This is a genomic window from Streptomyces sp. NPDC050806, assembly GCF_055586425.1.
In genome coordinates this window covers 481,945-504,705 of sequence record NZ_JBVJIF010000002.1, presented here as the reverse complement: position 1 = coordinate 504,705, position 22,761 = coordinate 481,945, and the positions used below count along the sequence as shown (strand labels likewise).

The window sequence follows — 22,761 nt, the reverse complement described above, 5'->3', positions numbered from 1 at the left end:
CCGCCGTAACGCCGCTGAAAAGGGGTGCTCCGCGACCGTCCGGGCACGCACCGTGTAGGGTCCACCTCCGGCCGGCCCCGCCTGCCGCACAGCCGAGGAGGTGCACCGTGGCCCGCCCGCGCCAGCCACTGCTCAGCCGCGACCGGATCACCGGTGCGGCCCTGCGGATCGTGGACGAGGAAGGGCTCCAGGCCCTCTCGACCCGGCGGCTCGCGGCCGTCCTCGGCGTGACCGGCCCGTCCCTCTACAACCACTTCCGCACCATGGACGCACTGGTCGACGCGCTCGTGGACCAGGTCGTCGGCCAGGTCGACCTGTCGATGTTCGGCCGCCTGGACTGGCGCACGGCGCTGCGCGACTGGGCCCGCTCCTACCGCGCGGCCCTCGCCGGCCACCCGAATCTCGTCCCGGCCCTCATGCGCCCCTCCGCCCACCGCCCGCACTCCCTGCGGCTGGCCGACGCCGTCTTCGGCGGCCTGGTCGCGGCCGGCTGGCCCCGCGCGCACGCCACGCACATCGGCGCCTCGATGCGGTACTTCATCACCGGCTCGGCGCTCGGCTCGTTCGCCGCCGGCTTCCCCACCGACGCGGAGCTGTACGCGGGCACCTACCCGCACCTCGACCAGGCCCACCTGCTGGCCCAGCACCAGCGGTCGGTCGACGAGGGCGCCTTCGAGACCGGACTCGAAGCCCTGCTGGAGGGGCTGGAGGCCCAGTACGCGCGCGTCGTCGGCACGGCGGAAAATCCCCGGTCCGGCGCCGCGCAATGATGGCATGCTGTGGGGGTGAACGGTCCGGAGATCACCATCAACTTCGCCTCTGAGCTGCACGGACTCGCCGCGCCCGCCCGGCGCAAAGGCACCACGGCCTTCGTCACCGACGGCTCGTCCACGCTCGGCCACATCGTCGAATCGCTCGGGGTGCCGCTCACGGAGGTCGGCGCGGTGCTCGTCGACGGCCGCGAGCGGCCGGTCTCGTACGTGCCGCGGGAGCGGGAGAGCGTCGAGGTGCTGGCGGTCCGCCGGCCGCAGCGCGTGCCCGGCGCACCGCTGCGCTTCCTCCTCGACGTCCATCTCGGCACGCTCGCACGCCGGTTGCGACTGCTGGGCGTGGACGCGGCGTACGAGAGCGAGGACATCGGCGATCCCGAACTGGCCACCCGCTCGGCGGCCCAGCGCCGCGTGCTGCTCTCCCGGGACCGCGGTCTGCTGCGCCGCCGGGAGCTCTGGGCGGGCGCGTTCGTCTACAGCGACCGGCCGGACGAGCAACTCCGGGACGTACTGGGCCGGTTCGCGCCCCGGCTGGCCCCGTGGTCGCGCTGCACGGCGTGCAACGGCGAGCTGAAGGACGCGGACAAGGAGTCGGTGGGCGAGCGGCTGGAGAGCGGCACGCGGCGCACGTACGACGTGTTCGCGCAGTGCACTGTCTGCGACCGGGTGTACTGGCGCGGGGCGCACCACGCCAAGCTGGAAGCCATCGTGGACGAGGCGGTACGGGAGTTCGGGGACGCGGTGGCCTGACGGCCCGCTTCCGGGCCCCGTTCGGCCCCCGCCCCCCATCCGCGCCCCGGCCCATCGGCACCCGGGCCCGCGTCCCCGCCCCGCTCAGCGCAGCAGCGTCGGCGCCGCCCGGTCCAGCACCTGCTCGACGCGGTCCCAGGCCGCTTGGTCGCGCGGCAGTGGCGGCAGTGCTTCACCCTCCCCCGCGCCCCAGGCGGTCGCGATGCCCACCGGGTCGTCCCCGGTCACCGCGCCGGCGGCCAGCGCCGCCGCGCCGAGCGCGACCAATTCGGTGTGGTGCGGCACGACGAGCGGGCGGCCGGAGAGCCGCCGTACGGTGTCCCGCCAGAAGCGGCCCTGCGCGCCGCCGCCGGTCAGCCGCAGCGGGCGGTCCCGCACCTCGGGCGCCGCGGGGTCCAGGCCGCAGGCGCGCAGCAGCTCGTCCAGCGCGCGCAGCACGGTGAACGCGGCGCCCTCGTACGCCGCGCCGAGCAGCTGCCGCGGGGTGGTGTCGTGGCGGATGCCGGTGAGCAGCCCGGAGGCGTGCGGCAGGTCGGGGGTGCGCTCGCCGTCGAGGTACGGCAGGAGGACCGCCGTCCCGCCCGGCTCGGCGTCCGCGCGGTCCAGCCCGAGCAGGGCCGCGACCTTGTCGACGGCGAGTGTGCAGTTCAGGGTGCAGCCGAGCGGGAGGTGGCCGCCGTCGGCGGCGGCGAAGCCCGCGATGCCCGGTGCCGCGGGCCGGGTGCGACTGGCGGCGAACACGGTGCCGGAGGTGCCGAGGCTGACCACGGGGTGGTCGAGCAGCCCCGCACCGCCCAGGCCGAGGCCGACGGCGGCGGCCATGTTGTCCCCGGTGCCCGCGGCCACGACGGTCCCGGCGGGCAGCCCGAGCGCGTCGGCGGCGGCCGGGGTCAGCGTCCCGACGCGGGCCGCTCCGGTCGGCGCGACCTCGGGCAGCAGCTTCGCCTCCATGCCCACGAGGTCGAGGAGGCCCGGGTCGTAGGAGCCGGTCGTGGTGGCGTACCAGAGGGTGCCCGAGGCGTCGCCCGGGTCGGTCACGGCCGCACCGGAGAGGCGTTCGGTGAGGAAGTCGTGCGGCAGCCGGACGGCGGCGGCGGCGTCGGCGGCGGCCGGTTCGTGCTCCCGCAGCCACTGCCATTTGGTGGCGGTCATGGAGGCGACCGGCTCCGACCCCGTCCGGGCGAGCCAGCCGGCCGGGCCGCCGAGCGCGTCGGTGAGGGCGGCGGCCTGCGGCGCCGAGCGGGTGTCGTTCCAGAGCAGCGCCGGGCGGACGGGCCGGCCGGCCGCGTCCAGCACGACGAGGCCGTGCTGCTGCCCCGCGACGGCGATGCCGGCGACGGCGGAGGGGGCGGCACCCGCGTCCTGCAGCCCGGCGGCGACGGCCTCGCCGAGCGCGCTCCACCATGCCTCCGGGTCGCTCTCCCGGGCGCCGTCGGCGCCGGTGACGGTGTGCGGGGCGCGCCCCTGTCCCTGAATACGGCCGGTTTCGACGTCGACGACGACGGCCTTGGTCGCCTGTGTCGAGCTGTCCACGCCGATGACCACGCGCTGCTGTCCGCGCACGCTTCCTCCTTGACGGATTTTCCGGTCGGTCCGCCGTGGGGCTTCCCCGCGACTGCGCCGCATACTAATTTGTTTTCTAGCTTTACTAATAGGTGCGACGCAAGAGAGGTGTCCCATGAGCTACGCCCCCACCCCCGAGGACCGGTTCACGTTCGGCCTGTGGACCGTCGGCTGGACCGGCACCGACCCCTTCGGCGTGGCCACCCGCCCCGCCCTGGACCCGGTGGAGTCCGTCGAACGGCTGGCGGAGCTGGGCGCGTACGGCGTCACCTTCCACGACGACGACCTGATCCCCTTCGGGTCGGCGGATGCCGAGCGCGACGCGATCGTCAAGCGGTTCCGCGCGGCGCTGGACGCCACCGGGCTGAAGGTCCCGATGGCGACCACGAACCTGTTCACCCACCCGGTCTTCAAGGACGGCGGCTTCACCGCCAACGACCGCGACGTACGCCGCTTCGCGCTCCGCAAGACCATGCGCAACATCGACCTCGCGGCCGAGCTGGGCGCCGAGACGTACGTGGCGTGGGGCGGCCGGGAAGGCGCGGAGTCCGGCGGCGCGAAGGACGTGCGTGACGCGCTGGACCGTATGAAGGAGGCCTTCGACCTGCTCGCGGAGTACGTCACCGAGCAGGGCTACGGGCTGCGCTTCGCCATCGAGCCGAAGCCCAACGAGCCGCGCGGCGACATCCTGCTGCCCACCGTCGGCCACGCGCTGGCCTTCATCGAGCGGCTGGAGAAGCCCGAGCTGTTCGGCGTGAACCCGGAGGTCGGCCACGAGCAGATGGCCGGGCTGAACTTCCCGCACGGCATCGCGCAGGCCCTGTGGGCGGGCAAGCTCTTCCACCTCGACCTGAACGGCCAGAACGGCATCAAGTACGACCAGGACCTGCGCTTCGGCGCCGGCGACCTGCGGCAGGCCTTCTGGCTGGTGGACCTGCTGGAGACCGCCGGTTACGCCGGGCCGCGCCACTTCGACTTCAAGCCGGTGCGCACCGACGGCTACGACGGCGTGTGGGAGTCCGCGAAGAACTGCATGCGCAACTACCTCATCCTGCGCGAGCGCGCCGCCGCGTTCCGGGCCGACCCCGAGGTCCAGCAGGCGCTGCGCGACTCCCGCCTGGACCAGCTCGCGCAGCCCACGGCGGCCGACGGCCTCGCCGCGCTGCGCGCCGACCGCACCGCGTACGAGGAGTTCGACGTGGCGGCGGCCGCGGGCCGCTCGATGGCCTTCGAGCGGCTCGACCAGCTCGCCATGGAGCACCTGCTCGCGGTCGGCTGACGGGCCGCGCGAGGGCGGCGCCCCGGGTCCGCGGCGGCGCGCCCGGGGGCCGGCCGCTCAGCCCGGCTGCCCCTCGTACGCCACCGGGTCCGCCAGGACCTCCCGTACGACCTGGGCCGCGGCGCCCCGCGCGGCGTCCCCCGAGGAGGACGAGGCGCGCAGCCGCCCGCCGTCCGCGCTCCACAGGCCCGACACCACACGCCGGGCCAGCTCGGCGTGGGTGGCGGGCGCCAGCCACGGCATCAGCAGCCGGTAGCTGCCGCCGAGCACCACGGCGTCCGGGTCGAAGAGGTTCACCGCGCCCGAGAGCACCAGCCCGAGCCGCCGCCCGGCCTCCTCGATCGCCGCCACCGCACGCGTATCGCCCTGCCGGGCCCGCCGCTCCAGCTCCGTGACGCCCTGCACCCCGGCCGTGCCCTGCTCCAGCCCGGCGTTGCGCAACAGCGCGGCCTGGCCCGCGTACTGCTCCAGGCAGCCGCGCGCCCCGCAGCGGCACTCGGGCCCGTCCGGGTCCACCACCACGTGCCCGATCTCGCCCGCGAAGCCGTGCGCCCCGCGCAGCAGTTCGCCGTCCAGCACGAGCGCGCCGCCGACGCCGGTCTCGCCCGTCAGGTACAGGAAGCTGCGCACCCGGTCCAGGCCGCCGAACCACAGCTCGGCGAGGGCGGCACTGTTCGCCTCGTTGTCCGAGCCGACCGGCAGCGGGCGCGCACCGGGCCGCAGCCGGGCCAGGGCCTGTGCGAACATCCCCTCGGCCGCCACCCCGTTCCAGCCGAGGTTGGGCGCCTGGCGCACCGTGCCTCCGGAGACCAGGCCCGGCACCGCGAGCCGTACCCCGGCCGGGCGCAGCTCCTGCTCGGCGGCGGACTCCAGGGTGCGCGCGGCGATCCGGACGGCGCGGTCGATGACCTCCTCGGGAGGCACGCCCCGGTTGTCGAGGTGGGTGGTCAGCCGGACCCGGTCGGTGCCCGCGAGGTCCACCACGCACACCGAGACGTAGTCGATGTTGATCTCGACGCCGAGCCCGGCCGGGCCGGTGCCCGCGACCTTCAGCACGGTGCCGGGGCGGCCCGCCTGGCCGCTGAAGGTCTTGCCCGACTCGACCAGGAACCCGCCGGCCATGAGCTGCTCGACCAGCGAGGACACCGCAGCGCGGGTCAGCCCCACGCGCGCCGCCACCGCCGCGCGGGTCACCTCGCCCTCGTCGTGCACCACCCGCAGCACCAGGCTGAGGTTGTGCCGCCGCACGGTGGACCTGTCCGCCTTCGCCGCCGGCGGCACCTGAGTGTTGTTCATCGCCCGGTGAGCCTATGCGACCGGGCCCCGGAGCGGACCACGTGTACCGTGGCGAGCCCGTACGCCAGGGAGGCCGCCCGGTGCGTCTGCTGCTGACCGCCGACACCCATCTGCCCAAGCGCGCCAAGGTCCTGCCGGACCCGCTCCTCGCGGAGATCGCGCGCGCGGACGCCGTGCTGCACGCCGGCGACTGGGTGGACACCGCGACGCTGGACCTGCTGGAAGCGCGGGCCCGCCGGGTCATCGGCGTGTACGGCAACAACGACGGGCCGGAGCTGCGGGCCCGGCTGCCGGAGGTGGCACGCGCCGAACTGGGCGGGGTGCGCTTCGGTGTCGTGCACGAGACCGGCGCCGCGCAGGGCCGCGAGCGGCGCTGCGCCGAGCGCTTCCCGGACCTGGACGTGCTGGTCTTCGGCCACAGCCACATCCCCTGGGACACCGTCGCGCCGGGCGGCCCGCGGCTGCTCAACCCCGGCTCGCCGACGGACCGCCGCCGCCAGCCGTACTGCACGTACCTCACCCTGACGGCGGCCGGCGGCAGGCTGAGCGACGTGGAGCTGCACCGGCTGCCGCCTCGCCGCTGATCCGCGTCCAACCAACGAAAAGTACAGTCCATTTGGTCCGTACCTCTTGACGGTATGTCGCCATGCGATGAACATGCGTCGGGCAAGAGAGCGCTCCCAGGGAATCCCCACCGTTTATTTCCTGAACAAGGAGAGACGCCATGCCCGCACGCCGCACCGTCCTTGCCGCGATGGCCGCAGCCGTCCCCGCGGCCGGCCTCCCGGCCCTCGCCACCCCCGCCGCCGCGGCACCCGCCGCGCCCGGCAAGCCCGCCGCACTCCCCGGCGGCGGCGACCTCGGCCCGAACGTCATCGTCTTCGACCCCGGCACCCCGAACATCCAGGGCAAGCTGGACGAGATCTTCCGGCAGCAGGAGAGAGCCCAGTTCGGCACCGGCCGGTACGCACTGCTCTTCAAGCCGGGCACGTACCAGGGCCTCAACGCCCAGCTCGGCTTCTACACCTCCATCGCGGGGCTCGGCCTCTCCCCCGACGACACGTCCATCAACGGCGATGTCACCGTGGACGCGGGCTGGTTCGACGGCAACGCCACGCAGAACTTCTGGCGTTCCGCGGAGAACCTCGCCCTCACCCCGGTCAGCGGCACCAACCGCTGGGCGGTGGCGCAGGCCGCGCCGTTCCGCCGGATGCACATCCGCGGCGGGCTGAACCTCGCGCCCGACGGCTACGGCTGGGCCAGCGGCGGCTACATCGCCGACAGCCGCATCGACGGCACGGTGGGCCCGTACTCGCAGCAGCAGTGGTACACCCGCGACAGCTCGGTGGGCGGCTGGACCAACGCGGTGTGGAACATGGTCTTCTCCGGAGTCGAGGGCGCCCCGGCGCAGAGCTTCCCCGAACCGCCGTACACCACTCTGAACACCACCCCCGTCTCCCGCGAGAAGCCCTTCCTCTACCTGGACGGCAGCGCGTACCGGGTCTTCCTCCCCGAGAAGCGCACGAACGCCCGCGGCACCACCTGGGGCAACGGCACCCCCCGCGGCACGTCCCTGCCGCTGGACCAGTTCTACGTCGCCAGACCCGGCGTCACCGCCGCCACCCTCAACGCGGCCCTCGAACAGGGCCTCCACCTGCTGTTCACGCCCGGCATCTACCACGTCGACCGGGCCATCGAGGTCAAGCGCGCCAACACCGTGGTGCTCGGCCTCGGTTACGCGACGATCATCCCGGACAACGGCGCGACGGCAGTGAAGGTCGCCGACGTCGACGGCGTACGGCTCGCCGGCTTCCTGATCGACGCGGGCACCACCAACTCCGCCACCCTCCTGGAGGTCGGCCCCACCGGCGCGTCCGCCGACCACTCCGCCAACCCGACCACCGTCCAGGACGTCTTCATCCGGATCGGCGGCGCGGGCGCGGGCAAGGCCACCGTCAGCATGGTGATCAACAGCCGGCACACGATCGTCGACCACACCTGGGTCTGGCGCGCCGACCACGGCGACGGCGTCGGCTGGGAGACCAACCGCGCCGACTACGGCGTCCGCGTCAACGGCGCCGACGTCCTCGCGACCGGCCTGTTCGTCGAGCACTTCAACAAGTACGACGTGGAGTGGCGCGGCGAACGCGGCCGCACCATCTTCTTCCAGAACGAGAAGGCGTACGACGCGCCGAACCAGGCGGCCATCCAGAACGGCAGCATCAAGGGCTTCGCCGCGTACAAGGTCGCCGACTCGGTCACCACGCACGAGGGCTGGGGCCTGGGCAGCTACTGCTACTACAACGTGGACCCGACGATCCGCCAGGACCACGGCTTCGCGGCGCCCCGCACCTCCGGGGTGAAGTTCCACGACCTGCTCGTGGTCTCGCTCAGCGGCCACGGCCAGTTCGAGCACGTCATCAACGACACCGGGGCCGCCACATCGGGCACCGACACCGTGCCGTCGAAGGTGGTCTCCTACCCCTGAGGCGCCCCGGGGGCGACCCCCACCGCCCCCGGCGGGCTCACAGCATGATCGCGTAGGCGAGGAAGAAGACCGCGCAGAGCACGACCACGATGCCGATCGCGATCAGCGGCCCCTTGCCCCAGCCCTTGGCCGGGTTGTACGTCTCCTGCGGACCCGCCCAGGGCGTGCTGCCCTCGGCGGGCGGGGTCTCGCCCGGCGGCACGCCACCGCCGGGCTCCAGCCCCGGCGTGCTCCGCGGGTCCGGGTCCGGGTTCTGCTCGGTCATACGAACGCCTCTCCTGTTCGCGGCGCGGGGCACGCAACATCTACCACGGTGCCGCCGCGGTGCCGGGGCAGCGGCGCGTGCTCAGCGCGGCGCCCCGCCGGCTGGCGGAACCCCCGGCGCCCACAGGATCCGGCGCGGCGCCGTGGGGCCCGTTCACATAGCCGCGGAGCGGCACCGCGCGCAGGATCCGGTGCGGTGATGAACGGCGGGTTCCCGGAGGTGCGCATGCGACACGTTCTTCCCTGGACGGCGGCAGGACTGCTCCTGCTGCTCGGCACCCTGCCGGCGCCCCCGGCACACGGCGCGGCCCGCGCGGACTGCGCGGGCCTCCGGGGCACCGCCGTCCCGGCCGCCGCCATCGGACTGCCCACCAGGGGCGGCGAGGTGACGGACACCCAGGAGGTGCCCAAAACCCCGGCCCTCGGCGCGTACTGCCGAGTGGAGCTGGCCGTGCGCCCGGTGGACCGGGCTGCGCCGGACATCACCGTACGGATCGGCCTGCCGGCCGGCTGGAACCACAAGGCGGTGATGTTCGGCGGCGGGGGCTACGACGGCGCCGTGCCGGACGTCGCGGGCAACGTGCCGTTCGGCCCGGCCGGCGGCCCCACCCCGCTGGCCCGCGGATACGCCACCTTCGCGAGCGACTCCGGCCACCGCTCGCAGGCCGCCGACCCCTCCCTCGACGGCTCGTTCGCCCGCAACGACGAGGCGCTGCGCAACTTCGCGGGCGACGCGCTGAAGAAGACCCGCGACGCGGCGCTGTACGTCATCGGGAAGCGGTACGGCGACGGGCCGCCCCGGCACGCCTACTTCGCGGGCGGCTCGACCGGCGGCCGCGAGGCGCTGGCCGTCGCGCAGCGGTGGCCGCGCGACTTCGACGGCGTGATCTCCGCCTACCCGGCCTGGAACGCGGCGAGCCTGGACCTGTTCTTCGGATACGAGGCACAGGTCCTGGCGCGCCCCGGCGCGTTCCTGAACCAGGCGGAGCAACGCCTGCTGTACGACCGGGTGCTGGCGGCCTGCGACGGCGACGACGGGCTCCGCGACGGCGTGATCTCGGACGAGGCGGGCTGCCGCTTCGACCCGCGGGTGCTGCGCTGCCGGGGCGGCGCCGACCGCGGCGACGGCTGCCTGTCCGACCCGCAGATCCGCGCCGTACGCACGCTGTCCTCCCGCTTCACCTGGCCGTACCGCCTGGCAAGCGGCGAGACCGGCTATCCGGGCTTCCCCTTCCTCTCCGGGGCCGACATGACGACGCCGCGGCTGGGCATGGGCACCACGGCACCGGCCGACCCGATGCCGGAGACCAGCGGATACGGCGTGCGCTTCTGGGACCAGTGGGTGAAGCACTTCGTCACCCGCGACCCGGCGGCCGGCGCGCTGTCGGTCGACCCGCGCCGGCCGGGCCCCTGGCGGGACCGCATCAGCGCGCTGTCGGCCCTCCAGGACGTCAACGACCCGGATCTGCGCCCCTTCGCGGCGGCCGGCGGGCGGCTGCTGGTCCTGCACGGCACCGCCGACGAACTGGTCAGCCACCGGTCGACCGTGGAGTACGCCGAGCGGATGCGGAAGGCCATGGGGAAGCGGGCGGTGGACGCGTTCGCGCGCTTCTACCTCGTGCCCGGCGCCAACCACGCAGGCGTCGACGCCGCGTTCGCCGCGGGCTGGGACTCGCTCGGCGCCCTCGACACCTGGGTGGAGCGCGGCACCGCGCCCGCGCACCCGGTGGTCGCCGACAACTCCCCCGCCGGGCACGGCCGTATGCGTCCGCTCTGCACCTACCCGGGCTGGCCGCGGTACACCGGCGGCGACCCCGGCCGCGCGGACAGCTTCCGGTGCGTCCGCTGACCCGGACGGCGCGTGCCCGTCGCCGGCGCCCCGGTCAGCGGTTCTGCCGTGCGGCGAGGGCGTGGACCACGTCGGCCGTCGCCGGGTAGAGGTCGCGGTACAGCCCGTACAGCCCGGCGTACTCCGCGGCGGCCGCCGGGTCCGGTACGACCCTCTCCCGTACCGGGTTCCAGTCGTCGGCCGAAACGTCGCCGAGGAGCTGGGCGGCGAGCAGGGCGCCGCCGTAGCTCGCGCCGATGGAGGTGGCGCGCACCTCCTGCTCGCGCCCTGTGACGTCGGAGACGATCTGTGTCCAGAGCCCGCCCCGGGTGCCGCCGCCCACCGCGACGACCCGCCGGATGTCGCCGCCGACCGCCTCGATGGCCTCGATGTTGTGCCGGACGCCGAACGCGGTGGCCTCCAGCGCCGCGCGGTAGAGGTCGCCGCGGGTGTGGGAGAGGGTGAGGCCCGCGATGACACCGCGTGCGCCGGGGTCCATGACCGGGGTGCGTTCGCCCGCGAAGTACGGCAGCATCAGCAGGCCGTTGGCCCCGGTGCCGGACGCCTCGGCCGCCCGCAGCAGATCGGCGTAGCCGGGCGCACCGGTCAGGTCGCGCAGCCAGGCGGTGACGGCGCCGGAGGTGGCCATGCCGCCGGCGAGGTTGCGGGTGCCGGGCAGCGCGCCGATGGTGCTCCACAGGGCGGGCGCGGTGAGCAGGCCCGGCACGGTGTGGACGAGGAACATCGTGGTGCCGTACATCAGCATCAGGTCGCCGACGGAGTGCGCGCCGACGCTCAGGGCCTCGGCCCAGGCGTCGACCGTGCCGGTGATGACAGGGATGCCGGCCGGCAGGCCGGTCAGCCGGGCGGCCTCCGCCGTGACGGTGCCGGCGGCCTCGCCGGACCAGCGCAGCGGCGGGAGTTCCAGGTCGGGGCAGATCAGTGCGGTCCACGGCGGGTACCAGTCGCGGGCGACGGTGTCGTAGAGCGGAGTGGTCTGGCTCGCGGAGTGGTGGTCCAGGACGTAGGCGCCGGTGAGCTTGCGGACCAGCCAGGAGCTGGGCATGTAGAGGCGGCGGGCGCGGGCGAACACCGCCGGCTCCTCGTCCGCGACCCACGCGATCTTCGCCCCGGCGGCCTGGCTGCTGAGCCCCGAGCCGCACCGCGCCCTGATCTCCTCGGCGCCCAACCGGTCTTCCAGCCGGGTGATCTGCTCGGTGGCGCGGGTGTCGACGCCGTAGAGGATCGCGGGCCGCAGCGGCACGTCGTCGGCGTCGGTGAGCAGGACGCACGGGCCCATGCCGCTGACGCCGACGGCGCCGACCTCGGGCCCGCCGTCCGCGGTCAGTTCGCGGACGAGCGAGCCGAACTCCTCCCACCAGACGGCGGCGTCCATCTCGACGTGTCCCGGAGCCGGCCGGTCGACGGCGTGCTCGCGGACCGCCGAGCGGAGCAGTGTGCCGTCCGGCCCGACCAGGACGCCCTTGCTGCTGGAGGTGCCGATGTCGACACCGATCACTGCGTGAGGAACCATGCGCACACGTTCGCAGAGTCCTCGGGCGCCGGCCGGGCCCGGGGCCGTCAGAGGTGGACGGCGGGCACGCGCTCCGTGTCGCGGGCCCCTTCCCCCGCGTCCGCCGGAACCGCCTTGATCGCGAGGACCGTGACCATGGCGAGGGCCAGCAGCGCGAGCGCGGCCACGAAGGCGCCGGTGTACGCGGCGGAGCCGGTCGCCCCGCCGGTACGCGCCGCGGTGATCAGCCCGGAGGCGAGGGCGGTGCCGAGGGAGGCGCCGATGCCGAAGCAGGCGCCGGTCAGGCCGGTGAGCGCGCCCTGCTGGTCCTTGGGCGCGGAGACGACCGCGAACCCGTTGAGCGCGGTGATGCTGAGGCCGTTGTACGTCAGGCCCAGTACGGCGAGCGCGGCGAAGAGCGCCCAGGGCTGCTCCCTGAACGGCACGGCGACCGCGAAGGCCAGCAGTGAACCGGCCGAGCCGACGAGCGCGACGCGGCGCCAGCCGACGCGCGGTCCGAAGTAGCCCGCGAGCGGGGCGCCGATCACGCCGATCGCCGCGGCGGGCGTCGCGTACAGCAGCGCCGAGCGGGTCGCGGAGAGCCCGTACCCGGCCTGCGGGTCCTGCGTGAAGAGCGGGATCGTCAGGGCGAGGGCCCCGAACGCGCCGGCGAGGGTGAGGGTCACCGTCAGCAGCAGCGGCCAGGCCCGGCGCGAGGCGAGCAGCCGGATGTCGATGACGGCGGTGGTGGTGCGGGCGGCCGGGCGGGCGCCGGTGGCCGCGCCGTCGGATTCGAGGGCGGCCGGGTCGCCGGCGCTCCCCGAGCGGGTCCGCTGGACGAGGACGAAGGCGGTCAGCGCGGCCAGGCCGCCGAGTACGCAGCCGAGCGTGGCCGCCGACGTCCAGCCCCAGCCGGCGCCCTGCGCCAGGCCGACGAGCACGCCGGACAGTCCCAGCGCGAGCAGGGTCGCGCCCAGCCAGTCCATGGCCCCCTCCGCCTTCGGCGCCACGGCCGGTACGTACCGGGCCACGGCCGCCGTGCCCACGACCGACAGCAGCAGGCCGCCGAGGAAGATCGCGCGGAAGCCCACCGTGTCGGCGAGATGGCCGCCGACGATGGCGTCCACCCCCGCGAAGCCGCCGTTGACGGCGCTGATGATGCCCGCGGCGCGGCCGAAGGCGGCGGGCGGGAGCAGATCGTTGAGGGTCAGGAAGGAGAGCGAGAACATCGCGGCCGACACACCCTGCAGGACGCGCCCGGCGAGGTAGACGGAGATGTCGGGCGCCAGGGCGCAGGCGAGGTTGCCGAGGATGAGCAGCGCGCCGCACAGCAGCATGATCGGCTTGCGGCCGCGGTAGTCGCTGAGCCGCGCCATCGTGACCTGTCCGACGGCGGCGAGCAGGAAGAACAGCGTCTGCGACAGGCCGACCAGGCTGCTGCTGGTGTCCAGCCGGCGGGCGACGTCGGGCAGCGCCGGGCTGAGCATCGTCGCGTTGATCTGGTACCCGAGTACGGCCAGCACCAACGAGGGCAGCAGGAAGCGCGGGGTGGCGGGTGGCGGCGCGGTGCGCACGCGCTCGCGGCTCCGGAAGGGCATGACGGCTCCAGGGGCTGAGGGGAGAGGTGGCGGGCGGACGCGTCGCACGGTCGCGGCCGGGTCGCGGCCCGCTGCACCGGGCGCCCGTCCCGCACGGAGGGCGTCAGCAACGCTCGTGCGCGTCACGTGGCATCGGCGACGCTCGTTCGGCGTCACTTGTCAGACAGGAACGCGTCGTGCGCTCTGGTCTACCCCGCACCCCGGAGGGTGTCAAGAGTTCACCTGAAGATCACCGACGGCGGGACCGGACCCCACCGCTCCTTCCCGCGGGCTGCGTACGCCCCGTTCCCGCGATGCGAAACTGGGGGCCGCGCGCTGCCGCGAGCGCGCGGCCAGCCACCCCCTCGCGGGGGCGACGTCGGACCGCGGCCCCAGGGAGATGAACATGGCCGGCAGACAGCCCGCACCGCATCGACGGCGGCCGGTCGTCGTGCTGTACGAGCGCATGATCGAGGCCATCCGGGACGGCACCTACCCGCCGGGCTCCACCCTGCCGACCGAGCCGCGGCTCGCCGCCGAGCTGGGCGTCAGCCGCCCCGCGCTGCGCGAGGCGCTGATCCTCCTGCAGGAGGACGGCGCGATCACCGTACGGCGCGGGGTGGGACGTACGGTCAGCCCGCATCTGCCGCCGCGCGGCTTCGAGTACCTCAAGCCGGTCGAGCAGCTGCTCAGCGAGGGCCGGCAGGTGCGGACCTCGGCGCTGGCCCGCGCCCACGAGGAGCCGACCGACTTCTCCACCCAGCACCTGCTGCTGCCGGGCACCAGCCGGGTGCGCTTCTGGGAGAGCCTGATCGAGGTCGGCGGGCTGCCGGCCTGCCTGACCCAGGAGTGGGCGGCCCGCGACGAGACGCTGGCCGAGCTGGTGCCGGACGTGGCCTCCGCGTTCGACGGGCCCGCCTCGGTGGCCTCGTCCATGCTGGGGATCCTCCTGGAGGCCGGCCGCGAGCTGCCGCTGACGGGCAGCAGCAGCATCGTGGCGACCACGCTCGGCCGCCAGCGCGGCGAACAGCTCGGCCGCCCGGCGGACTCCCCCGCCGTCCTGGTCACCCAGGTCGTACGACTGGACCGCACCCCGCTGCTCGCGGCCAAGCACATGCTGCCGGCGGGGGCGCCGGCGCTTCCCGTGTGGCAGGCGCGCTGACAGGGCCCTTCCCGGCGTCCCGGGTGCGGTGCCGGCCGGTCGTCGATGAGACGCGGTCGCCCGCACCCGGGACGCCGTGTCATACTCCGACCCCATGACGCTGTCTGACAAGTACACCGACGCTCCGCACTCCCCCGCGCACCCCCTCGCCGAGGACCTGGTCCGCCGGGCCCCCAAGGTGCTGCTCCACGACCACCTCGACGGCGGCCTGCGCCCGCGCACCGTCGTGGAACTGGCCCAGGAGGCCGGCTACGACGCGCTGCCCACCACCGACCCCGCCGCGCTGGGCGAGTGGTTCCGTGACGCCGCCGACTCCGGTTCGCTGGAGCGCTACCTGGAGACCTTCGCGCACACCTGCGCCGTGATGCAGACCGCTCCCGCGCTCTTCCGCATCGCCGCCGAGTGCGCCGAGGACCTGGCCGCCGACGGCGTGGTCTACGCCGAGGTGCGCTTCGCCCCCGAACAGCACCTCGCCGCGGGACTCACCCTGGACGAGGTCGTCGACGCGGTGAACGCCGGCTTCCGCGAGGGCGAGCGGCGGGCCGCGGCCGACGGCCGCCGGATCCGCGTCGGCACGCTGCTGTGCGCCATGCGGCACGCCGACCGCGCGCTGGAGATCGCCGAACTCGCCGTCGCCCACCGGGACAGCGGCGTGGCCGGCTTCGACATCGCGGGCGGCGAGATCGGCAACCCGGCGAGCCGGCACGCCGCGGCCTTCGACCACCTCCGCAGCGAGGGCGCCCGGGTGACCGTGCACGCCGGTGAAGCCGTCGGCATGGAGTCCATCCGGGAGGCGGTGCTGCGCTGCGGCGCCCACCGCATCGGCCACGGCGTCCGCATCACCGACGACATCGAGATCGCCGCCGACGGCTCGGTACGCCTCGGCCGGCTCGCCTCCTACGTACGCGACATGCGGATAGCGCTGGAGGTCTGCCCCACCTCCAACCTGCAGACCGGCGCCGCGGCGAGCTATCACGGGCACCCGATCGACCTGCTCCGCCGGCTCGGCTTCCGCGTCTGCCTCAACACCGACAACCGCCTGGTCAGCGGCACCACCATGACTCAGGAGTTCCAGCACCTGGCCACCACGTTCGGCTACGGCCCGGCACAGCTGGAGGAGTTCACCGTCAACGCGGCCAAGGCGGCCTTTCTGCCCTTCGACGAGCGCACCGCCCTCATCAACGAGGTCATCCGCCCCGGCTACGCCCGGCTGCACTCCCGCGCCCTGGGCCATGTCCCGGTGCGCGGCGCCGCCGCGGCCTGACCGGGCCGCTCGCGCGCGGGGCCGGGCCGGCCGGGAGAACACCCCCGTCCGGCCCGGCCCCGCGTACTGACGCCGATTTCCGTCGGCTACTTCTTGAAGCCGTAATCCATCAGCTTCTTCGCGTCGGCGGTGCGGTTGGCCACCGAGGTGGACGCGAGGACGGTGCCGATGACGGTCTTGCCGCTCCGGGTGGCGGCGAAGACCAGGCAGTACTTGGCCTCAGGACCCGAACCGGTCTTGACGCCGATCGTGCCCGAGTAACTGCTGAGCAGGTTGTTGGTGTTGCTCCACGACATGTAGCGGTAACCGCCGCTCTTCGTCGTGACCTTCTGCTTGGTGGACTTCGTCTTCACGACCGTACGGAACGTGGAGTACTTCATCGCACTGCTGGCCAGCTTCGTCAGATCACGCGGCGTCGAGTAGTTCGCGCCCTTCCCGATGCCGTCGAACGAGTCGAAGTGGGTGTTCTTCAGCCCGAGGCTCTTGGCCGTGGTGTTCATCTTGCCGATGAAGGACTTCACGCGCGCGGACCGCGTCGACCCCGTGCCGAACTTGTCGGCCAGGGCGTAGGCGGCGTCGCAGCCGGACGGCAGCATCAGCCCGTAAAGCAGCTGCCGGACCGTGACCTTGTCGCCGACGATCAGCTTGGCCGAGGAGGCCCAGTTGTTGTCGACGATGTAGTCGCTGTACGCCTTCTGGATCGTGACCTTCGAATCCAGGTTCAGGTTCGCCTGCGCGAGCACCACCCGGGCGGTCATGATCTTGGTGGTGGACCCGGTGGAAAGCCGGGAGTCGGCGGCCTTGGTGAAGAGGCTCTTCCCCGTGCCGTTGTTCATCACGAACCCGCCCTTGGCGGTGATCGTGGGCGCCTTGGGCGTGGCGGCCTGCGCCGGGGCGGCGAACGCCCCGGCGGCCAGCACCGCTCCCGCGGTCACCAGGACCGCGGACGCGCGACGCGTGCCATTGATGCCAATGTTCAAGTCGAGTACTCCATTACCCTGCCGTGCGGTCACATGAGAGTGCCGCTCACTCTTGAGACGCACGAATCGCAGCAATGGATGCGCTCCCCCACCCGCCTCACCCTTCGCACACCAGTCGGGCGACCGGTGACGCGAAGGGACGGACGTGAAGTCGGTGGCCGTGGCCGATTGCGAGCGCCCCGCCGGACAAGGCAGTGTTACGCCATGTCCTACGTGCGGCTTGAAGCCTGGATCGGGGGTGCATGGCTCGAGGTGAACTGCGTGAGCGTCACCGTCATGGACTCTGCGCTCACCCTGTCCTTCGAACGCCAGCGAACCGAGTCCGGCTACCAGGAGCTCATCTGGCAGCCCCTGGAGAAATTCCTCAAGGAGTACCGCGACGAACCCCTCGTCGTCGTCCCCCGGGGCCAGGACCTGCCGGCCATGTACGGCCCCGGCGCCGCAGGCCCCTTCCGCCTGACCAAGATCACCGACTGACCCCACCGCCCCCACGCGAAGGGCCGCACGGCCAACCCGTACGGCCCTCCGCCTCCCCATCGCCACCCGGCTGCATGCCCCGGCCCCGTACCGGCCCATCGGATGCCCCGCGCTGGATCGGCGCTGACTGCGCCACCTGGTCACTTGCCCCAAGAGAACGGCTACGTCCACTTATCTGCAAGTCCCCGGTGCCGCTCGGGCCCGGCTTCGGTGCTGGACCGGCCGCCCTCCTTCCCTGCGGCCCGGCCCATCGCCCGGGCCGGGGGACAACGAGGCACCACTGGCTCGCTGCCGGCCAGGCCGATATTCACTGTCCGGTACCCCTCCTCGGCTGCTCGTGCCCGGTGGCAACCCGAGTCCTACGTTGTTGTCGCGCGCGCGAGGGTGGGACCGATCACCGCCAGGGCGTCGTGCCGGAGGAGCTGGTCGTGTGGGAACGGCACCAAATGGTTCTCGATCCGGCCGCCGACGAACGGCCGCCAGACCTCGGACTGAGCGAGGTGCTCGCCGGTACGAGCCGTCGCTTCGAAGGTCAGCATGTCCCCCGGGAACACCGCGGCCCGGTAGCTGCTCATCAGGTGTACATGACAAGTGGCCGTGTCGATCAGTGCACCGAGAGTCGTGTCATCGAGGTCGGCAAGCACCGAGCCGGCGCTCTCGGCGGCGCATCGCACAGTCTGCGGGGTAGGTGGTCCGGGAGCGACGGAGTCGGCCGGCAGGCCCAAGCCGTCGAGGACGCCCTGACACACGGCCTCCGGCCCGAGATCGGTGGTCACCCGTGTCGGGAACGAGTCCAGGACAGCTAGCAGGGCCACCTTCTCGGTTCGCCAGGGACGGCCTATCGCGCTGACTCCGCGGCGTCTCGGTAGTACGCGAGGGAAGCGCGCAGGCCGCCGTCGACGGCGACGGCCGCCGCGTAGTGGTCGATCTCGGCGTCGTCGAACGTATCGGGAGACAGGGTCTTCGCCTTCAGGAACCATCCGACGTACTCGCGTTCGCGGCCGGCAAGCAGCGTCTCGGGCAGGTCGGGCACGATGTGGAACGCGAAATGCCAGGTTTTCCACGCCCGATCCGGGTCGGCGGGAATCGCCTCCGGGAGAGTGATACCGGGAATTCCGGCGTCGAGCAGAGCGACCCCGCGCAGATGGCTCTCGAAGTCGAGGGCGAGGGAGAAAGCGACCCAGGCGCCGATGTCGTGGGCGACCAGGGAGTAGGTCGACACTCCGAGAGCCTGCACGGCGGTGTGGGCGTGCGCGGCGACCGCGTGCGTGTCGTAGCCGCGCTCCGGACGCGACGGGGCGCGGTTGTGGTTCGGGTTCCGCTCGTGGCTGCACGAGCGGTCCTGGCGCTCAGCGGTGTCGGCGGTGTGGGTGGCCGGACCGCACGGGGAGGATCTTGCTGCGCTGCTGGACGCTCACGAAGCTCGGATCGTCACGGCCGGTCACAGCGTGCGGTGGGATCCGCAACGTTCGGAGCCTGGGCCGAAGCGGCGGGAGCCGGTGGAGCGCAGTCTCGTGCGCCGAGTCGGAGGGTCCTCTTGGCTGCGGGGCCATACGGCCCTGTTCTCCCGAAGCCGCCCCGAAGTGATTCCCAAGAATGTCAAGGTGTCCTGACCCCGTCGAGAAGGCCAGGACGGTTCATGTCGTCTGGGTGATCGGAGGCACCTGGGTGAAGCAGCGTCCGTCGCCCAGTCGGGGTCGACGCGGTCCCGGGGGCCTGCGCGGTTAACGACGCTCGCGGCTGGCCCCACGACCGGTCCGGCCGTCGCCCGCATCGGCCGTTCGCCGACCGGCGGTCCCGCCGTCAGCCAGGCCGGCGCCCGCGACGCGTTGCGCGAGCGGAGGCCATGAAGGCTGAGCGATACGTTCCGTTTCTTCGCTTTCATCCGTCTTCCCAGCTCGGCCCCTGAGTTCTGCAGCCTCCGCAACCTGCGCGACGGTCAATATTTGCCAACGGGAGCACCAAGCGTGATGGAAACCATTGACGCAACATTGAACACTGCCTGAGTTTACCCAAAGGACACGGCGGGAAGCGATCGCATTTCGATTCGGATGAATCGGATACAGCGCTCGGGGTTGTTCATGAAACATTCAAGAACCCCTCAACCATCTTGGCGGATTTATTTCGCCAAGATAGTTTTTTGGAGATCCGCTCAGTCCGAGCCAACGGCACCTACCGACAGCATTCGAATTGGGCGTCGCCGGCAAAAAGCGGGCAGGGCACACTGCGAGAATTTTCCGGCAGACTTCACCCGGGAATTGATCACACCATCTTCCATGGTGGCGACAAGTTGAGCCCCCGAGCAAAACATTGCGCCATCAAGGGCTCTCAGCTCTCTCTGCTCAGCACGCTGGAGAAATCGCTCGAAGGGGCACACCTTCGCCGACCCGGGACCGAAATACCTAGTTCAATACTTTACGGGGGAACCATGGCATGGAATATCCTTATCGCCGACAGTGGCATGTGCCAAGAAACAGGGGAATTATTTCCCGGGTTCGCTCAGAGAGTCCTCTCCTGCTTCCCCAGAGCAGACCAGCGCGGCTGGGCGGAACTGTATGTGACAGGCCTGCTCCGAGCCGATGGAAAAAAGTCGCTGAGTAACCTTGCGCAGGCTATCGGGATGCCGGCGGCTGTCCCCTCTCTCCAGCAGTTCATCAGCCAGAGCCCGTGGCAGTGGCAGCAGGTCGCAGACAACCTCCACGATGAGATCAACGACTCGGCGCCACCCGAGGCGTGGGTGCTGGATTCACTCATCGTACCCAAGCGCGGAAGCCACTCCGTGGGTGTCGACCGCTACTTCGCCCCCCGCTTGCAAAAGGCGGTGAACGGACAGGTCGGAGTGGCGCTCTTCGCGAGCTCGTTACAGGCCAGCGTCCCTGTGTCCTGGCGCATACTGCTGTCGCAGCGATGGCTGAGGGACCCGCGTTTGCGCGTGAAGTCCCGTATACCTGCGGATTACCGCATCTCAACCGCCACGCAGGCGGCACTCGACATATTGGACACCGCTCGCGCGCGGATTCCCGAACCACCGCCCATCATCGCCGACCTCCGCGGTATACGCGACGACACGAGCCTGGTCAGCGGATTGCTGGAGCGTCGGCTGGACTTCACCATTCGGGTCCAGCCATCCCAGCAGCTCCTGCAGGCGGTGCGAGAGCACCCTCGGGAAGCTCCCGGCGCCCCGCAGATGCTCGCAGCATCCGTCCGGTTGCCGGGCACCCCCCGCGCCCTGCGGGCCGTACGGATCTCAGCCCGCCCCGCGGTCTCCGCTGAAGCGGCCACGCCCGAGTGGTGGCTGACGACTCAGTCGCACTGGGATGCCCGACACACGGCCAGGCTCCAGGAGCTGCGCGAGCGACACGAGAGCGATCGCAACGCGCTCAAGGAGCGCTACGGCGCCGTCGACTTCGAGGGGCGTTCGTTCCCGGGATGGCACCGTCACATGACCATGGTCTCCACGGCGCTCGCCTTTGACCGTGTCCACGCCACACGGTTCAAGGAGCATGAACGGGCGGCACCTCCAGGGTCCGGTGACCCAGCTGCCGCATGAGATCGACCATGTCGAACTGTGCGGTACGTTCAATGACCTGCTCGCCCCGGAAGCGGTCGATGCCGATCGCCTCGAAATCCGCGCGCCGGCCGCTCGGGGGCAGCCCCCTGAACGGTCCGAGTTGAGTTCCCACGACCCTGACCCGGCTGATCACGATGTCACCCTCGGCAACTTGCTCCTGCACGGTGTCGGAGACGTCCGGGAAAGCCGTACGGAATGCCCGCACCCAGTCGCGAACCCCTTCAGGACCGCGCAATCCGAATTGCGGCCAGACAAAATCTTCGGCGAAGATTTCATCCGCCAGGGCCAGTTCATTGTGACTGATCACTTGCTCGAAAAGCAGTGCGATGCGCTGCTTCCTGGCTTCGGCCGAAGTTCCGGACGGGATCACTATGTGCATGCACCCTCCTCGATCCGTGGCCCGCACTGCCGGACCGCGTCGTTGAGAAAGGTAAGGAGGCCGGCCGGTGTTTTCCAGATGTGACCGGCATTTTGAGGGTTAACCCCGATGTCTGCCTCCGGTGTCGTCCGTACCGTCGACTGGAGAAGCCGTTCCATGAGGAGATTCCATGGTTCCGCGTACTGTCCTGCCCGACTCCGGGCTTCCCGTGCGTGCGGCACGCCTGGCAGCGTCCGTGGACAGCCTGCGGCTGAACCGGCGCCACTGGCTGGTGTTCGCGGTCTGTGCCGCCGGGTTCCTCTTCGACGGCATGGAGATCCAGCTGCTGACGCTCGTTTCTCCCGTCCTGCAGCGCACGTGGTCGCTGTCACCGGAACAGGTGGGCATTCTGTCCTCGGCCACGATGGTGGGAATGCTGGGGGGCGCCTGCCTCTTCGGCGCGCTGTCCGATCGGCTCGGTCGCCGACCGGGCTTCCAGCTGACCGTCGCGCTGTTCGCAACGGCTGCCGGGCTCAGCGCTCTTACACAGACGCCTACCCAACTCATTGTCGTCCGGTTCTTCGTGGGCATCGGCGTCGGTGGGCTGGTACCGGTGGATACAGCGCTGATGGCGGAGTTCGTGCCTGCTCAACACCGCGGTCGCATGCTCGCGCTGTGGGCGCTCGCATTCCCCGTGGGGGGACTGATCGCCACAGGCCTTGTGTCGGTGTCGCTGCCGTGGGCAGGGTGGCGGGGTATTCTCGCCCTGGGCGTACTGCCCGGAGCGCTGGTACTGGCGCTGCGTCGGCGCGTTCCGGAGACGCCGCAATTCCTGCTGGCCCGCGGCAAGGTGCGGGAGGCGGAGCGATCCGTGCAGTGGATCTCGCTTGATCAGACACTGCCTCCGGTGCCGGCGGAAGCCGCCGCAGCCCATGCCGACGGCGAAGCCCGACGGGCCGGGCGCACAAGGGCGCTGTTCTCCCGCGACCAATGGCGCGCTACCGCGGTGGCCTGGACACTGTGGTTCTGCTGGAGCTTCGCATACTTCGGCATCACTCTGTGGCTGCCCACCCTGTTGGTGCTGAAGGGCATGCCGTTGGGCCATGCCGTGACTTACGGCATCGGTTTCCAGGCGGCAGCGATCCTCGGCCGTGCTGCTCTGCTGCCCTTCGTGGACCGGTGGGGACGCAAGCGGCTCATCGTTGCCGCGGGGCTCGCCTCGGCGGCGGCAATGGCGGCATTCGGCCTGTCCCACAGCCCACTCTGGCTCGTGTGCACGGGTTACGCGCTGTCGTTCTGCCAGGACGGTGGCTTCAGCGGGATCACCCCACTGACGCCTTCGCTCTACCCGACAAGTCTTCGGGCTACAGGTGTGGGGTGGGCAAACGCAGCCGGTCGGGTCGCCGCCATGCTGGCACCTCTCATGGTGGGCGCGCTGGTCGCCGCGCGAGCCACCACCCTCATATTCATGGTCTTCGCTGCCTGCTACGTGTGCGCTGCCGCCGTGGTGCTCGCCGGCAGCGTGTCGGCCGGACCGGCCCGCCCGGTGGGCCTGCCGGCCGCTGGCCACGGGCGCAACGCAAAGAACGTAGAACAGAACGAGGAGATGCAGCGATGACAT

At 72.0% G+C, this 22,761-nt stretch carries 19 protein-coding genes and 1 pseudogene; 11 read left to right on the top strand and 9 right to left on the bottom strand.

All coding sequences use genetic code 11. The features are described 5' to 3' along the window. Positions 1 to 107 precede the first annotated feature (107 nt). Positions 108 to 770, top strand: a complete 663-nt coding sequence (locus ACZ6WH_RS07735) for a TetR/AcrR family transcriptional regulator (protein ID WP_432851663.1) — start codon at positions 108 to 110, stop codon at positions 768 to 770. Positions 771 to 785: 15 nt separating this feature from the next. After that, positions 786 to 1,520: a Mut7-C RNAse domain-containing protein gene (locus tag ACZ6WH_RS07730; RefSeq protein WP_469726767.1), complete on the top strand. Its 735-nt coding sequence runs from the start codon at positions 786 to 788 to the stop codon at positions 1,518 to 1,520. Positions 1,521 to 1,604: 84 nt separating this feature from the next. On the opposite strand, the gene xylB is transcribed toward ACZ6WH_RS07730, so the two are convergent. Next, positions 1,605 to 3,083, bottom strand: coding sequence for a xylulokinase (gene xylB, locus ACZ6WH_RS07725; protein WP_469726766.1), 1,479 nt, complete (start codon positions 3,081 to 3,083; stop codon positions 1,605 to 1,607). A 115-nt stretch (positions 3,084 to 3,198) separates the two neighbouring features. Between xylB and xylA the strand changes: the two genes are divergently transcribed. Beyond that, on the top strand, positions 3,199 to 4,362 hold the full coding sequence (xylA, locus tag ACZ6WH_RS07720) for a xylose isomerase (protein ID WP_432851669.1): 1,164 nt from the start codon (positions 3,199 to 3,201) through the stop codon (positions 4,360 to 4,362). A gap of 57 nt (positions 4,363 to 4,419) precedes the next feature. Here the strand turns inward: xylA and ACZ6WH_RS07715 are convergent, their stop codons facing one another. Next, complete coding sequence (locus ACZ6WH_RS07715; protein ID WP_469726764.1) at positions 4,420 to 5,658, bottom strand: ROK family protein; 1,239 nt, start codon at positions 5,656 to 5,658, stop codon at positions 4,420 to 4,422. An 80-nt stretch (positions 5,659 to 5,738) separates the two neighbouring features. On the opposite strand from ACZ6WH_RS07715, the gene ACZ6WH_RS07710 reads away from it, so the two are divergent. Then, complete coding sequence (locus tag ACZ6WH_RS07710; protein WP_469726762.1) at positions 5,739 to 6,242, top strand: metallophosphoesterase family protein; 504 nt, start codon at positions 5,739 to 5,741, stop codon at positions 6,240 to 6,242. 140 nt (positions 6,243 to 6,382) lie between these two features. Continuing rightward, positions 6,383 to 8,146 (top strand): coagulation factor 5/8 type domain-containing protein, encoded by a 1,764-nt coding sequence (locus tag ACZ6WH_RS07705; RefSeq protein WP_469726760.1) that lies wholly within the window; start codon positions 6,383 to 6,385, stop codon positions 8,144 to 8,146. Positions 8,147 to 8,183: 37 nt separating this feature from the next. On the opposite strand, the gene ACZ6WH_RS07700 is transcribed toward ACZ6WH_RS07705, so the two are convergent. Then, positions 8,184 to 8,411: a DUF6480 family protein gene (locus tag ACZ6WH_RS07700; protein WP_432851677.1), complete on the bottom strand. Its 228-nt coding sequence runs from the start codon at positions 8,409 to 8,411 to the stop codon at positions 8,184 to 8,186. Between the two features lie 225 nt (positions 8,412 to 8,636). On the opposite strand from ACZ6WH_RS07700, the gene ACZ6WH_RS07695 reads away from it, so the two are divergent. After that, entirely contained in the window at positions 8,637 to 10,259 is a 1,623-nt protein-coding gene (locus ACZ6WH_RS07695; RefSeq protein ID WP_469726758.1) for a tannase/feruloyl esterase family alpha/beta hydrolase, read from the top strand. 34 nt (positions 10,260 to 10,293) lie between these two features. On the opposite strand, the gene ACZ6WH_RS07690 is transcribed toward ACZ6WH_RS07695, so the two are convergent. Together ACZ6WH_RS07690 and ACZ6WH_RS07685 are read right to left on the bottom strand one after the other, a co-directional pair. After that, positions 10,294 to 11,772 (bottom strand): FGGY-family carbohydrate kinase, encoded by a 1,479-nt coding sequence (locus tag ACZ6WH_RS07690; RefSeq protein ID WP_469726756.1) that lies wholly within the window; start codon positions 11,770 to 11,772, stop codon positions 10,294 to 10,296. A gap of 47 nt (positions 11,773 to 11,819) precedes the next feature. Then, complete coding sequence (locus ACZ6WH_RS07685) at positions 11,820 to 13,349, bottom strand: MFS transporter (protein WP_469726754.1); 1,530 nt, start codon at positions 13,347 to 13,349, stop codon at positions 11,820 to 11,822. Positions 13,350 to 13,734: 385 nt separating this feature from the next. On the opposite strand from ACZ6WH_RS07685, the gene ACZ6WH_RS07680 reads away from it, so the two are divergent. Together ACZ6WH_RS07680 and ACZ6WH_RS07675 are read left to right on the top strand one after the other, a co-directional pair. Then, positions 13,735 to 14,490: a GntR family transcriptional regulator gene (locus ACZ6WH_RS07680; RefSeq protein WP_469726753.1), complete on the top strand. Its 756-nt coding sequence runs from the start codon at positions 13,735 to 13,737 to the stop codon at positions 14,488 to 14,490. 94 nt (positions 14,491 to 14,584) lie between these two features. Then, the gene (locus ACZ6WH_RS07675; protein WP_469726751.1) at positions 14,585 to 15,754 is read left to right on the top strand and encodes an adenosine deaminase; all 1,170 of its coding nucleotides are present in this window, start codon (positions 14,585 to 14,587) and stop codon (positions 15,752 to 15,754) included. Between the two features lie 86 nt (positions 15,755 to 15,840). Here ACZ6WH_RS07675 and ACZ6WH_RS07670 read toward each other — a convergent pair whose 3' ends face one another. Further along, a complete protein-coding gene (locus ACZ6WH_RS07670) occupies positions 15,841 to 16,734 on the bottom strand; it encodes a D-alanyl-D-alanine carboxypeptidase family protein (RefSeq protein WP_399705500.1) in 894 nt (297 codons plus the stop codon). A gap of 261 nt (positions 16,735 to 16,995) precedes the next feature. On the opposite strand from ACZ6WH_RS07670, the gene ACZ6WH_RS07665 reads away from it, so the two are divergent. Beyond that, entirely contained in the window at positions 16,996 to 17,211 is a 216-nt protein-coding gene (locus ACZ6WH_RS07665; RefSeq protein WP_234426847.1) for a hypothetical protein, read from the top strand. Positions 17,212 to 17,570: 359 nt separating this feature from the next. Here ACZ6WH_RS07665 and ACZ6WH_RS07660 read toward each other — a convergent pair whose 3' ends face one another. Both ACZ6WH_RS07660 and ACZ6WH_RS07655 read right to left on the bottom strand, forming a co-directional pair. Beyond that, positions 17,571 to 17,987: a hypothetical protein gene (locus ACZ6WH_RS07660; RefSeq protein ID WP_469726748.1), complete on the bottom strand. Its 417-nt coding sequence runs from the start codon at positions 17,985 to 17,987 to the stop codon at positions 17,571 to 17,573. A 65-nt stretch (positions 17,988 to 18,052) separates the two neighbouring features. Then, positions 18,053 to 18,502: pseudogene (locus ACZ6WH_RS07655) on the bottom strand (alpha/beta fold hydrolase); the annotation flags it as partial. A 1,137-nt stretch (positions 18,503 to 19,639) separates the two neighbouring features. On the opposite strand from ACZ6WH_RS07655, the gene ACZ6WH_RS07650 reads away from it, so the two are divergent. Then, positions 19,640 to 20,761 (top strand): IS701 family transposase, encoded by a 1,122-nt coding sequence (locus ACZ6WH_RS07650; protein ID WP_469726746.1) that lies wholly within the window; start codon positions 19,640 to 19,642, stop codon positions 20,759 to 20,761. On the opposite strand, the gene ACZ6WH_RS07645 is transcribed toward ACZ6WH_RS07650, so the two are convergent. Beyond that, a complete protein-coding gene (locus ACZ6WH_RS07645; RefSeq protein ID WP_469726744.1) occupies positions 20,706 to 21,161 on the bottom strand; it encodes an ester cyclase in 456 nt (151 codons plus the stop codon). The genes ACZ6WH_RS07650 and ACZ6WH_RS07645 overlap by 56 nt on opposite strands. A 169-nt stretch (positions 21,162 to 21,330) precedes the next feature. Here ACZ6WH_RS07645 and ACZ6WH_RS07640 point away from each other — a divergent pair, with 169 nt between their 5' ends. Beyond that, positions 21,331 to 22,758: an MFS transporter gene (locus ACZ6WH_RS07640; protein WP_469726742.1), complete on the top strand. Its 1,428-nt coding sequence runs from the start codon at positions 21,331 to 21,333 to the stop codon at positions 22,756 to 22,758. The last annotated feature ends 3 nt before the right edge of the window (positions 22,759 to 22,761 follow it).

Coding starts and splice junctions, on each gene's coding strand:
- xylA (WP_432851669.1), top strand. CDS start 3,199: ATGAGCTACGCCCCCACCCCCGAGGACCGGTTCACGTTCGGCCTGTGG.
- ACZ6WH_RS07715 (WP_469726764.1), bottom strand. CDS start 5,658: ATGAACAACACTCAGGTGCCGCCGGCGGCGAAGGCGGACAGGTCCACC.
- ACZ6WH_RS07705 (WP_469726760.1), top strand. CDS start 6,383: ATGCCCGCACGCCGCACCGTCCTTGCCGCGATGGCCGCAGCCGTCCCC.
- ACZ6WH_RS07700 (WP_432851677.1), bottom strand. CDS start 8,411: ATGACCGAGCAGAACCCGGACCCGGACCCGCGGAGCACGCCGGGGCTG.
- ACZ6WH_RS07695 (WP_469726758.1), top strand. CDS start 8,637: ATGCGACACGTTCTTCCCTGGACGGCGGCAGGACTGCTCCTGCTGCTC.
- ACZ6WH_RS07690 (WP_469726756.1), bottom strand. CDS start 11,772: ATGGTTCCTCACGCAGTGATCGGTGTCGACATCGGCACCTCCAGCAGC.
- ACZ6WH_RS07685 (WP_469726754.1), bottom strand. CDS start 13,349: ATGCCCTTCCGGAGCCGCGAGCGCGTGCGCACCGCGCCGCCACCCGCC.
- ACZ6WH_RS07680 (WP_469726753.1), top strand. CDS start 13,735: ATGGCCGGCAGACAGCCCGCACCGCATCGACGGCGGCCGGTCGTCGTG.
- ACZ6WH_RS07675 (WP_469726751.1), top strand. CDS start 14,585: ATGACGCTGTCTGACAAGTACACCGACGCTCCGCACTCCCCCGCGCAC.
- ACZ6WH_RS07650 (WP_469726746.1), top strand. CDS start 19,640: ATGGCATGGAATATCCTTATCGCCGACAGTGGCATGTGCCAAGAAACA.
- ACZ6WH_RS07645 (WP_469726744.1), bottom strand. CDS start 21,161: ATGCACATAGTGATCCCGTCCGGAACTTCGGCCGAAGCCAGGAAGCAG.
- ACZ6WH_RS07640 (WP_469726742.1), top strand. CDS start 21,331: ATGGTTCCGCGTACTGTCCTGCCCGACTCCGGGCTTCCCGTGCGTGCG.